This is a genomic window from Gammaproteobacteria bacterium (assembly GCA_029880545.1).
Taxonomy (GTDB): domain Bacteria; phylum Pseudomonadota; class Gammaproteobacteria; order Acidiferrobacterales; family SZUA-150; genus JAOUOD01.
In genome coordinates this window covers 133,078-145,371 of the sequence record JAOUOD010000003.1, presented here as the reverse complement: position 1 = coordinate 145,371, position 12,294 = coordinate 133,078, and the positions used below count along the sequence as shown (strand labels likewise).

The window sequence follows — 12,294 nt, the reverse complement described above, 5'->3', positions numbered from 1 at the left end:
CTGGTGTCATGCCGGAATTTGAATCACTCGCCAACCATTTCCTGATCGCCATGCCCGGGCTGGCCGATCCAAACTTTTCGCGCACGGTTACCTATATCTGCGAACACACGCCGGAAGGCGCCATGGGCCTGATCATTAACCGGCCACTGGACCTTTCCATGGCCGAAATTTTTGAGGAACTGGAAATCCGGCCCGACACCGATATTGATACGCGGTCACCGGTATTCCAGGGCGGCCCGGTGCAACATAATCGTGGTTTCGTTCTGCATGAACCGCCCGGCGACTGGGATTCGAGCATGCGTATCACCGATTCGCTGGCCATTTCCACGTCAAAGGACATCATGGAAGCTATGGCCCACAATCGTGGTCCGCGGCGAAACATGCTGGCACTGGGCTACGCCGGCTGGGGTCCGGGACAACTGGAGCAGGAAATGGCAGCCAATGCCTGGCTATCCGGTCCCGCTGACAACCAGATCATTTTCGAGCTACCGGTATCCGAGCGCTGGCATGCTGCGGCGAAACTGCTGGGCGTGGAAATTGAGATGCTGTCGGACCAGGCGGGACACGCTTGAGCGAGAACAGCTTTATCGGGTTTGATTACGGCAGTCAGTTTATCGGTATCGCGGTGGGCAGCCGCTTCAGCGGCCTCGCCGAAGGATTGGGCACGGTGCCGATGCACCCTTCTGGACCAGACTGGCAGCAAATTGACCGCTACATGAATGAATGGCGGCCCGATGCCCTGGTTGTCGGCCTGCCCTTGAACATGGATGGAACCGATACCGGCACCACACCGGCGGCCAGGCAATTTGGTGAAGCGCTGCAGGACCGCTACAATCTGCCCATCTACATGGTGGATGAACGCCTGAGTACCCGTGCGGCACGGCATACGCTTGAAACGAGCGGGAAAAAAACGCGCCGCGGTGACAAGCCAAAACTGGATAAACTGGCGGCACAAACCATATTGCAGAGTTACCTGAACGATAATCCGGGACAGACCACTTGAACACGACGTTCGACATTGACAGCATGCTGGACACCATGGCCGGAGCCTTGCGTCCCCGGCTTGACCATAACCCGCTCATGATCGGCATTCACACCGGTGGCGTATGGGTGGCCGAACAACTGCACCGGCGCCTGGGCCTGACCGAGCCGCTGGGCACGCTGGACATCTCGTTCTACCGTGATGACTTCAGCCGTATCGGCATGAACCCGCAGGTCAGGACTTCTGACCTGAGTACCAGTGTTGAAGGCCGCCACATTATCCTCGTGGATGACGTGTTACACACTGGCCGCACGATTCGTGCCGCCATGAACGAAATCTTCGACTACGGCAGGCCGGACGCCATAATTCTTGCCTGCCTGATCGAACGCAATGGCCACGAACTGCCGATTCGAGCCGATGTCGCCGGCCAGTCGCTGACACTCAGGCCCAACCAGCACATAAAACTTGTCAGGAACGAGAAAGACGGTACACTCGCCCTGACGTTGCAAGAGGCAAATGAATGACTGACGACCTTCTTTACGATGAGCACGGCCGACTCCGGCACCTGCTCACTATTGAAGGCCTGAAACGTCAAACCATTCTCGATATTCTCGATACCGCTCAATCCTTTATCGCCGTCGGCGAACGTGAAATCAAAAAAGTTCCGCTGCTGCGCGGCAAAACTGTCGTCAACCTGTTCTTCGAAGCCAGTACCCGCACGCGCACTACTTTTGAGATTGCGGCCAAGCGCCTGTCAGCTGATGTCATCAACCTGAATCCCAGCGTTTCGTCCACCAAGAAGGGCGAAACCCTGCTCGACACCATCGGTAACCTGGAGGCCATGCATACGGACCTGTTCGTTGTCCGTCACGCCAACAGCGGTACTGCCTACATGATTGCCAAGCACCTGCCTGATCACGTCAGGCTGGTCAACGCCGGTGACGGGCGCCACGCCCATCCAACCCAGGCGCTGCTCGACAGTTTCACTATTAGGCAGTACAAACACGATTTTACCGATTTGAAGGTTGCCATAGTCGGCGACATCCTGCATTCGCGCGTTGCCCGTTCGCTGATTCATGCGCTGAATATTCTCGGTGTACCGGATATACGGGTCATCGGCCCCAAGACCCTGCTGCCTGTTGACGTGGAACGACTCGGCGTCAGCAAGCATTACGATATGTATGCCGGACTGGATGATGTTGACGTCGTGGTCATGCTGCGACTGCAGCGGGAACGCATGCAGGGCGCACTCATCCCCAGCGAACAGGAATATTTCAATCTCTACGGCCTGACCGAAGAAAAGCTGGCCATGGCCAAGAGCGATGCCATAGTCATGCACCCGGGTCCGATGAACCGTGGGCTGGAAATCGATTCCAAGGTCGCTGACAGCGACCGTTCAGTCATCCTGCCGCAAGTCACCAACGGTATTGCCGTGCGCATGGCGGTCATGGCGCTGATTATGGGTGGCCAAGGTCAGGGCAACCGCCCCAATGTTCGCAGCACCGGGGGTGAGTCATGAGCCTTGTTATCCGGGGTGGTCGTGTCATTGATCCGGCGCATGACCTTGATGCGATCACCGACATTTATATTGATGACGAAGGCTTTGTCGCTGCCGTCGGCGACAAACCGGAAGATTTTCACGAACAACAGGTTATCGATGCCAGCGGCAAGGTTGTTTGCCCCGGCCTGATTGACCTGAAAGCACGGCCACGCGAACCGGGTCTTGAGTACAAGGCCACGATCGAATCGGAAACCCGTGCCGCCGTGGCGGGTGGCGTAACCACTTTCTGTTGTCCGCCTGACACCGTGCCGGTTATTGATACGCCTGCGATGGCGCAAATGATCCAGCAACGCGCCTGGCGCTATGGCATGGCATTCATTCACCCCATTGGCGCGCTGACGCGCAACCTGGATGGCGAGATGCTCTCCGACATGGAGGCTCTTGATGAAGCTGGCTGCGTGGCACTGAGTAATTGCCTCAATCCTGTCACCAACACGCTGGTGCTTCGCCGGGCCCTGGAATATGCCACCAGTTTCGACCTGACCGTATTTTTTAATTCTTTTGATCCCTGGCTAAGCAAGGATGGCTGCGCCCACGAAGGTGAAGTGGCCACGCGCCTGGGTTTGCCAGGAATTCCCGAGGCCGCCGAAACAGCAGCCGTCGGACGCGACCTGGCGCTGATCGAGCAAACCGGGGTACGCGCCCACTTCAGCCAGATCTCCAGCGCCCGGGCAGTAGACATGATCGCTGAAGCACAGGCCCGTGGCTTGCGCGTCACCGCCGACGTCAGCGCCCACCACCTGCACCTGACTGAGCATGATATCGGCTTCTTCAACACCCAGTGCCACGTGTGGCCGCCGTTACGCTCACAACGTGACCGGGAAGCATTATGCGCAGCCCTGAAAGATAACGTGATATCGGCGGTTTGTTCCGACCACCAGCCTCACGAAGCCGATGCCAAGCTGGCGCCGTTCAGTGATTCGGAGCCAGGCATATCAGGACTGGAAACGCTGCTGCCCCTCACCCTGAGACTGGTCGATGACGGCATTTTGACCCTGCCAGAGGCTATCGCCCGCCTGACCCATCATCCCGCTTCAATCATCGGGATCGACAGCGGCCACCTCGGGCCAGGCTCCACTGCGGATATATGCATTATCAATCCCGACACAAACTGGACCCTGGGCCACGAAGATTTTGTCAGTCGCGGCCAGAACAGTCCGTTTATTGGCTGGAACTTTACGGGTCGAGTCGTCCGCACCCTGGTGGGCGGACAAGTCGTTTACGAATACAACGACGACTGACCCGTCAGCAGAATATGCCGGGAGGACTAATCGGTACGACTGGTAATCTCGATCAGGTGATAGCCGAACTGTGTCTGCACCGGGCCGTGCACTTTGCCCACTTCAGCAGAAAATACGACATCATTGAATTCTTTCACCATTTGACCCGGCGAAAATTCGCCCAGGTCACCGCCCTGGCGACCCGAAGGACAGCTCGAATAGGCCTTCGCTACATCACCAAAATCGGCGCCGGCCTCAATTTCGGCCTTGAGTTCATTACATTTGGCTTCATTGTCTACCAGGATGTGCCTGGCGCGGGCTTTTGCCATGATTAATCTCCGAATTGAATTGCAGACCAGGCCCGATGTTAGCAGAGATTCCCGCCTGGCGCGTTGTAAAATCCGAAACACGGGTACAATCGAAACTTAAATTCTACGAACTAATATGCCTATAATCAAAGGCATAACCAGACCAACCTGGAGACAATTCGATTGGATACAAGCATCGGGCTCATACTCGGTCTGCTGCTCGGCGCAATGAGTGGCGCCTGGTTGCTGATAATGGCGTTCAGAAAGCATGCCTGGTGGGGCGTTGGCTGCCTGCTGGCCCCATTGCTTGGCACGGTAATCTATATTTATACATTCTTGGACAATCCATGGCGTGCGCCCACTTCGGTGCTAATCGTGCTGGTTCCTGTCGTTTTTGCCATTATGAATTTCAGACAGGCCTGGCTGGCGCTGGCGCTGAATATCATTGCAGGCAGCATTGTGATTACCAGTGCCCTGTCACTGTTGCCGGGCCAGCAGCCGCTCGCCACCCTGACCAGTAATCTTGAAGCGCTGGAAACCAGGGAGCAGTATGTAGCCGAGCTGACCCGAATGACAAAAGCGATGCTAGACGGAAGGCCCTACCAGCCCAGGGACACGGCAGCTGAACAGGAACATGCCCGACGACTCGAAAAGGAGCAGCAGGCGGTCACGCGGCAATCCCAGGAGGAAGCCGAAAAAGCTTCGCGCGAATCTCACCAGCGAGCTCGCGAACGATGGAACAAGCAATGGGAAGAACGTCGCAGGAGCACGCGCGTGGTCAAGGAACTGGCCTGGGTAAAAACGCCGCTGCGCGAGGCCGGGAACCATGTTGATGCCAAGGTACGGATTACCCTGAAAACCGGTCAGCCCCGCGAGGGCACACTACTGGCCATGGCTGGAGACAAGCTGGTAGTCGGGAAGAACTCGCCAGGCGGCCTGTTTTCCTACGAAATCAAGCGAGATGATGTCGAAGAGCTGGAAGTTGAAATGTGGGTAGTTCAACAGCCCTGATTCGTCACGCCGACAACGGGGCTCACCGCAGTTCGAATGTTTCCAGTGGGTTGGCATCCTGCATGGTCAGCTTGGTCACCTGGCCGATAACACAGGCCAGATAATGCAGGTCTTCCGCCGACAACCCGGCACCCACCCAGAAACCGTAACTCAAATCCTCGATCTGGCCATTGATCTTGATACCCTTGGCAACATCAATACAGATTTCCTCAATTTCGCGCACCGGCAACTCGTTCAATCGCTTGCTCACACCTGCAGGACTGACGCGCGTTACCGTCAATCGCAGCGGTGTCATATCGATACGTATCTTGGTGTGATTGACCATCTTCCGGCGGTGCGCCATAAAGAAAATGTAGATCAGGATCATCAGTGCCAGTACACAGTACAATACGAGTCGCTGCCCGACACCAGTGCCCGGAAAATAATAGGCAATAGCTACTGCTCCGGCAACCAGCGCCACCAGGCCCAGGTACATGATCAACCAGGACACAAAGCCAAGACTATAAGGCAGGATCACCTCGAACCCGGTGCTGCGCTTCCAGACGCCCATACGGGTTTGTGCCGGCAAGCGTTCCGGCAATCCATTGTTCCTTAATTCATTGATAGGTATACAGCGCATGCGTTTCTTTCGTGGTTTCTTCAGTTCTGTCGAAAATTCAGTCCGCTCACCTGCAGCAGGTATCGTCTATACTGCGGCCTGAAATCACGGTGCAAAATACTAGCTAATGGAAAGATTCTCCATTGACTCCCCAAGCTCCCTGGTTTTCGCATCCTTGCCTTCAAGCTTGATACGCAACCGGATATCGTTGACTGAATCGGCATTGCGCAGGGCTTCGTCATAGGAAATAAGATCAGCCTCAAACAGGTTGAACAGCGACTGGTCAAATGTCTGCATACCGGCCTCGCCGGATTTCGACATAAGCTCTTTCAGCTCATGAATGCTGCCGTCCATAATCAGGTCGGCAATCAGCGGCGTATTAATCATGACCTCAACCGCCGGTACCCGACCCTTGCCCTGCTTCAGCGGGATCAGGCGCTGCGAGATAACCGCCTTCAGGTTCAGCGACAGGTCCATCAACAATTGCTGGCGCCGCTCTTCCGGGAAGAAGTTGATAATGCGATCAAGCGCCTGGTTGGCAGAGTTGGCATGCAGGGTTGCCAGGCACAAGTGACCGGTTTCGGCAAACTGCACCGCGTATTCCATGGTTTCACGGGCACGAATTTCACCGATCAGGATTACGTCCGGTGCCTGGCGCAGGGTGTTTTTCAGTGCGGCACCAAATGATTCGGTATCCACACCCACTTCACGCTGGGTAACAATGCAGTTCTTGTGTTCGTGAACGTACTCAATAGGATCTTCGATGGTGATGATATGGCCGTAGCTGTATTCGTTTCGGTAGCCGATCATCGCCGCCAGTGACGTGGATTTACCGGAACCGGTGCCACCGACAAAAATAACCAGCCCGCGCTTGGTCAGCGAGATATCCGCCAGCACCTTGGGCAGGTTCAGGTCATCAAACCTCGGGATGTCGGTTTCAATGGTACGCAACACCATGCCTACCTGGCGCTGTTGCATGAATACGTTGACACGAAAACGGCCTATCTCCTTGGGCGAAATGGCAAAATTACATTCGCTATCGGCCTCGAACTGGCGACGCTGCTCTTCATTCATGATGCCGTAGGCCATGGCACGGGACTGCTCCGGCGTCAGCGCCTGCTTGGTAACCGGCATAATCTTGCCATCCACCTTGATTGAAGGCGGAACGCCTGCCGTTACAAAAAGGTCCGAAGCCTTTTTGTGTTTCATCAGTTTGAGTAAATCAGTAAATACCATGCCTGCCCCTGGTTATTCCGTATCCAATTCCTAGCCGCCGGAACCAAACTTGGCCGGACCACCGCCACCACCCATGAAGTTGTCCTTGTTGGCAGCCTTCAGCCTGGCTTCGTTAACATCCACCTGGCGCGCCTGAACCAGGCCTTGCAGGTTCTGGTCAAGCGTTTGCATGCCTTCCTTCTGACCGGTCTGGATGGACGAATACATCTGTGCCACCTTGCCTTCGCGAATCAGGTTTCGAATCGCAGGCGTACCAATCATGATCTCGTGCGCGGCGACACGGCCGCCACCGATCTTTTTCAGCAGCGTTTGTGAAATAACTGCGCGCAGTGATTCCGACAACATTGCCCGGACCATGTCTTTTTCCGCTGCCGGGAATACGTCGATGATACGGTCAACGGTTTTAGCGGCAGAACTGGTGTGCAGTGTACCAAATACCAGGTGGCCAGTTTCCGCTGCGGACAGCGCCAGCGAAATGGTTTCCAGGTCACGCATTTCACCGACCAGGATAATGTCAGGGTCCTGTCGCAACGCCGAACGCAGGGCGTTGTCGAACCCCAGGGTATCACGATGGACTTCACGCTGGTTGACCAGGCAGTTCTTGCTCTGGTGTACAAACTCAATGGGGTCCTCGATGGTCAGGATATGCTCGTGCTTGGTCTCGTTGATATGATTGACCATTGCCGCCAGCGTCGTTGACTTGCCGGAGCCGGTTGGCCCGGTCACCAGGACAATGCCGCGCGGCTGCTCGGAAATCTTCTTGAAGATCTGCGGAGCATTAAGCTGCTCCAGTGACAGGATCTTGGACGGAATCACACGAAATACGGCGCCGGGACCACGATTCTGGTTGAAGGCATTGACGCGAAACCGTGAAATATTGGGAATCTCGAAGGAGAAGTCACACTCCAGGAATTCCTCAAAATCCTTCTGCTGCTTGTCGTTCATAATATCGTAAACCATGTTATGAACGGTGCGATCATCCAGCGGATCAACATTGATTCGCTTGATTTCGCCGTCGACCCGAATCATTGGCGGCAACCCGGCCGACAAGTGAATATCCGAGGAACCCTGCTTGAAGGCGAATGCCAGCAACTCGGCAATATCCATACTCTCTCCAGATGTGGTTACAGTGCCGGCCACCCTGTCGCCACAAAAGTGGAAAATCGGCAGCCGGTGCGTTTGGTTGTTTGAATTCTTGGTTTTAGTATAACTATCAAGCCCGGACAAACAAGGGGTCCGTGCGGGGATATCCAGCTAGATAGTCAGGATTCTGTGCCGCCTGTCCGTTTTGGTACATGCCCCGGGATAGCGGTACACTTGTCACAACTCGGGTCCGAATCCGGGCATAATGACACTATCAATGGTTGGGAATCATGGATACGCGAAAGATTGGATTTATCGGTGCCGGCAACATGGCCCGCAGCCTCGCCAAGGGGCTGATTGACAATGGCTGGCCAACAGCGCGGTTGATTTTGTCCGACCCCAATGATGATCAGCGAACATCCACCGCGTCACTACTGGGTACGACATGTATTGCGGACAATTCAGAGCTGATCAGTCATTGCGACGTACTGGTACTGGCGGTGAAGCCACAACTGCTCAAATCCGTGTTGCAGCCACTGGCATCCGCGGTTCAGCAGCGCAAGCCCCTGGTTATTTCTGTTGTCGCCGGCATCCTGGTCGAGGATATTCAGTCCTGGCTCGGTGGCGGGCTCAACATGGTTCGGACCATGCCCAACACCCCGGCATTGATCGGTTCGGGCGCGACCGGCCTGTATGCCAGCCCGGGCACCAGCGCTGACGACCGAAACTTTGCCGAATCCCTCATGCGTGCCTGTGGCGTGACCGTATGGGTCGACAGCGAGGCGAAACTGGACGTAATCACGGCCCTTTCCGGCAGCGGACCGGCATATTTCTTCCTGATGATAGAGGCCCTGGAAAACGCTGCGGTTGCCCGAGGCCTGGACAGCAACGACGCACGCTTGCTGGCAGTGGAAACCGCGCTGGGCGCGGCCAAAATGGCCCTGGAAAGCGACGAAGACCCGGCCCAACTGCGACGACGTGTTACCTCGCCCGGCGGCACTACCGAGCAGGCTATCAACACGTTTGAGGAAGCCGGGTTACGCGATATTTGTCAACGCGCCATCGATGCCGCCATCGGGCGGGCCAGGGAACTGGCACAAATGTTCGGAGGAAACGACAAATGAGCCTGGGCACAGAAATTCTGGCGGAATTCATTCAGCTAGTGTTTGGTATCTACATCTTCGTTGTGATGTTGCGATTGATCCTGCAGATTGTTCGCGCAGACTTTTATAATCCCATTTCCCAAGGCATTGTCAAAATGACAGCACCAGTCCTGAACCCGATGCGGCGTCTGATTCCCGGGTTATGGGGCATTGATATGGCCTCTGTCGCGCTGATGCTGATTCTCAAATCGGTCGAGTTGGGCATTCTTTTCCTGATTACCAATACCCGGGCCGGCATCGCCATTCTGGCGATCATTGCCGTGGCGCAGCTGATCCAATTGGCAATCTATATCCTGATCGGCTCCATATTTATCAGTATTGTCATCAGCTGGATCAATCCTCATGCGGCATACCAGAACCCGGTCGCCCGACTAAGCGCCAGCATCAGTGACCCCCTGATGCGCCCGGCGAGGCGCCTGATTCCACCCATGGGTGGAATTGATTTCTCGCCAATACTGGTAATTTTCCTGCTATTCACGGCTCTGAAAATCCTGAGCAAAGTGGTTGGCGTGTAACGCATCAGCAATTACCGTACTGGGCCCGGAAATATGGAATGCGTCCATGAGCCCCGGGCAACTGTGTAAACATTCGTATCAGCCGCCAGACGTAATTTTCCCGGCTCCCCGGCTACGTTGACGCCATGAGCGCCGTTGCTGAAACCCAGGACACCAATCCTGCGACAGGGTGCACGCGCCTGGAACTCGGCTTTATTTTTATAAACAGTATCTTGCAGCCAGTAAACCCTGTTCCCCAACCCGTGGCCAACCACGGATTCACAATTGATTGGCATGTTGGCGACAGATTTCGGAGATGTGGGCTAACCGTTCATCGGTCAAACGGACATAAATACAGGATTTCTGGCCTTGCGCCGATAAACGCTTTCCCTACACTATTATAGGTATGAGGAAAATACCTCAGGGACACGATATTGGCTGGATCACCTACACACTGCCCGGCCAAATCTGACAACTGATTAACTAGACGCACAGAAAACGAGACACCGGCGATGCCACAGTACATACGGTTCGGTGCGAGAATTATCGAGGTCTGAAACACATGGAAAATGTTGTCCAGGTCACCGGCAACGCGATTGCCGATACGCTCAGCGCACAACTTGATGATTATCATGTCTGGCGTGAGGGGCTGCTCACCGCACTCTCCGACTACCAGGATTTTCTTGAGCGCCACGGCCAAAGCCGTGGTATCGCCGATTTGCCCACTTACGAAATTATCCAGGGACTTAAATCAGACAATTTCACTATCGCCATCGTCGGCGAGTTTTCCCGCGGCAAAACCGAGTTGATCAATTCCATTTTTTTCGCCGATTACAAGGAAAGACTGCTGCCAACTGACGCCGGTCGCACCACCATGTGCCCGACCGAACTGCTGCATACAGACAAGTTGCCGCCGTGCATCATGCTGCTGCCCATTGAAACCCGCGAAGGCAACCATACCATTGCCGAATACAAGCGCTCACCAACCCAGTGGACGCGAATTCCATTACCGGTTAATGATTCAGCCAAAATGGCGGAAACCTTCAAGGAAATCATCAGGAACAAGAAAGTCACAATCCAGGAAGCGCAGAAGCTGGATCTATACAACCCGGAAGACACCATGATGGCCCAGACGGTCCAGGGCGGCATGGTGGAAATCCCTGTTTGGCGCCATGCAATCGTCAACTATCCGCACCCGTTACTGCAAAAAGGGCTGGTCGTACTGGATACGCCGGGCCTGAACTCGCTGGGTTCGGAACCGGAGCTTACTCTGAACATGCTGCCCAATGCGCACGCGGTATTGTTTGTACTGTCGGCAGACCAGGGCGTAACCAAGTCTGACCTTGAAATCTGGAACAGCTATGTCAAACCGGCGACCGATGGCAACGAAACCCGGCGCATCGTCGTACTGAACAAGGTCGATACGCTCTGGGATGAACTGCGCGGTGATGCGGTTGTCCAGGCAACCATTTCCAGGCAAATGCAGGAAACCGCCCAGGCACTGGGCATTACCAAGAGCCAGGTATTCCCGGTATCTGCGCTCAAGGGACTGATTGGCAAAATCAAGGGTGACAGCAACCTGCTCGGCCAAAGTGGACTGCGTGAACTGGAGCACAAGCTCACCAGGGAAATCATCCCCTACAAGCAGGCCCTGGTACACGACAAGATTGTGCACCAGGTCGGCAGTATGGTGGAAAACACTTCGTCCATGGTTGCCAACCGACTCTCTTCCATCAACGACCAACTGCAGGAATTAAAAGGCCTGCGCGGCAAGAACCAGCACACGATCCAGGAGATGATCGAAGAGGCGCGCGAAGAACAACGAGCCTACGACAAGAAAATCGCGAACTTCAACAAGGCCCAGGTCAAGCTGAAAGAACAGATGCGGGTACTGGCGCAACCGCTCAGTCTCAAGGCATTCGACCGGCTCATATCCCAGACCCGAAAGGATATGCACGAATCCTGGACAACCCACGGCCTGAAAATCGGCATGAAAACCTTTTTTGATGGCGCCGTCGAAACCATGCAGGAAGTGAACAAGCAGGCCCACGCCATCAAGGAAGTAGTAGAGGGTATTTACAACAGCTTCCAGGTCGAGCATGGCCTGGCCAAGCTGAAGTCACAAAACTTCTCGCTTCGGCCATATCTCAATGAGCTTTCCCGGCTTTACCGTGAAGCCGAGGCATTCCGAAACAGCACCATTATGGTGATGATGGAACAGCATTTTGTGATCAAGCGGTTCTTCATCAGCATGGTCAGTCACGCGCGCAACACGTTCAGCCAGTGTAACGATGACGTAAAAGTCTGGTACAAATCCATCATGGACCCGGTTATTGCCCAGATCCAGGAGCACAAGGAAATGATCGACCAGCGCACCCAGAACCTGCGCCAGATTTCCGTGCAGCAAGGCTCGCTGGATGAAAGCATTGCCGAGCTGGAAGAAACCCGGGTCGACCTGGAGTCCCAGCAACGAACTACCGCCTATATTCGGGACAAGATCAACCAGCACGTTTTCCTCAGCAAACCGGAACATCTGAGCTGAATGCCCCGGCTACCTGGTAGCCGGGAGTGCGCCAGCCAGCCCCGGGTTCGCGGTTTACAGCTATCTGTCCGCGTGGTTAACTCCGGCCATTGTAAA

The 12,294-nt window shown here is 55.1% G+C and carries 13 protein-coding genes; 9 read left to right on the top strand and 4 right to left on the bottom strand.

The features are described 5' to 3' along the window. Positions 1–8 precede the first annotated feature (8 nt). Genes OEZ10_04685 through OEZ10_04665 form a run of 5 tightly spaced genes read left to right on the top strand, consistent with a single transcriptional unit; the run spans position 9 to position 3,784 of the window. Positions 9–572, top strand: a complete 564-nt coding sequence (locus tag OEZ10_04685) for a YqgE/AlgH family protein (GenBank protein MDH5632274.1) — start codon at positions 9–11, stop codon at positions 570–572. Further along, positions 569–1,003: a Holliday junction resolvase RuvX gene (gene ruvX / locus OEZ10_04680; GenBank protein MDH5632273.1), complete on the top strand. Its 435-nt coding sequence runs from the start codon at positions 569–571 to the stop codon at positions 1,001–1,003. Before OEZ10_04685 ends, ruvX begins: the two co-directional genes overlap by 4 nt. Positions 1,004–1,026: 23 nt before the next feature. Next, positions 1,027–1,506: a bifunctional pyr operon transcriptional regulator/uracil phosphoribosyltransferase PyrR gene (gene pyrR, locus OEZ10_04675; GenBank protein ID MDH5632272.1), complete on the top strand. Its 480-nt coding sequence runs from the start codon at positions 1,027–1,029 to the stop codon at positions 1,504–1,506. Further along, the gene (locus tag OEZ10_04670; GenBank protein ID MDH5632271.1) at positions 1,503–2,501 is read left to right on the top strand and encodes an aspartate carbamoyltransferase catalytic subunit; all 999 of its coding nucleotides are present in this window, start codon (positions 1,503–1,505) and stop codon (positions 2,499–2,501) included. The genes pyrR and OEZ10_04670 overlap by 4 nt, the downstream gene beginning before the upstream one ends. Beyond that, positions 2,498–3,784 (top strand): dihydroorotase, encoded by a 1,287-nt coding sequence (locus tag OEZ10_04665; GenBank protein MDH5632270.1) that lies wholly within the window; start codon positions 2,498–2,500, stop codon positions 3,782–3,784. Before OEZ10_04670 ends, OEZ10_04665 begins: the two co-directional genes overlap by 4 nt. 26 nt (positions 3,785–3,810) lie before the next feature. Here the strand turns inward: OEZ10_04665 and OEZ10_04660 are convergent, their stop codons facing one another. Continuing rightward, positions 3,811–4,092, bottom strand: a complete 282-nt coding sequence (locus OEZ10_04660) for a peptidyl-prolyl cis-trans isomerase (GenBank protein ID MDH5632269.1) — start codon at positions 4,090–4,092, stop codon at positions 3,811–3,813. Between the two features lie 162 nt (positions 4,093–4,254). Between OEZ10_04660 and OEZ10_04655 the strand changes: the two genes are divergently transcribed. Then, entirely contained in the window at positions 4,255–5,082 is an 828-nt protein-coding gene (locus OEZ10_04655; protein MDH5632268.1) for a hypothetical protein, read from the top strand. Positions 5,083–5,104: 22 nt separating this feature from the next. Here the strand turns inward: OEZ10_04655 and OEZ10_04650 are convergent, their stop codons facing one another. From OEZ10_04650 to OEZ10_04640, 3 genes are all read right to left on the bottom strand, one after another. Further along, positions 5,105–5,701 carry a hypothetical protein gene (locus tag OEZ10_04650; GenBank protein MDH5632267.1) on the bottom strand — a complete coding sequence of 199 codons (597 nt, stop codon included), beginning with the start codon at positions 5,699–5,701 and terminating at the stop codon, positions 5,105–5,107. 99 nt (positions 5,702–5,800) lie between these two features. Beyond that, positions 5,801–6,916, bottom strand: a complete 1,116-nt coding sequence (locus OEZ10_04645) for a PilT/PilU family type 4a pilus ATPase (protein ID MDH5632266.1) — start codon at positions 6,914–6,916, stop codon at positions 5,801–5,803. Between the two features lie 30 nt (positions 6,917–6,946). Further along, positions 6,947–8,023, bottom strand: coding sequence for a type IV pilus twitching motility protein PilT (locus OEZ10_04640; protein ID MDH5632265.1), 1,077 nt, complete (start codon positions 8,021–8,023; stop codon positions 6,947–6,949). 266 nt (positions 8,024–8,289) lie between these two features. Here OEZ10_04640 and proC point away from each other — a divergent pair, with 266 nt between their 5' ends. From proC to OEZ10_04625, 3 genes are all read left to right on the top strand, one after another. After that, the gene (gene proC / locus OEZ10_04635; protein MDH5632264.1) at positions 8,290–9,123 is read left to right on the top strand and encodes a pyrroline-5-carboxylate reductase; all 834 of its coding nucleotides are present in this window, start codon (positions 8,290–8,292) and stop codon (positions 9,121–9,123) included. Beyond that, positions 9,120–9,677 carry a YggT family protein gene (locus OEZ10_04630; protein MDH5632263.1) on the top strand — a complete coding sequence of 186 codons (558 nt, stop codon included), beginning with the start codon at positions 9,120–9,122 and terminating at the stop codon, positions 9,675–9,677. The genes proC and OEZ10_04630 overlap by 4 nt, the downstream gene beginning before the upstream one ends. 541 nt (positions 9,678–10,218) lie before the next feature. Further along, positions 10,219–12,198, top strand: a complete 1,980-nt coding sequence (locus OEZ10_04625) for a dynamin family protein (GenBank protein MDH5632262.1) — start codon at positions 10,219–10,221, stop codon at positions 12,196–12,198. Positions 12,199–12,294: the final 96 nt, after the last annotated feature.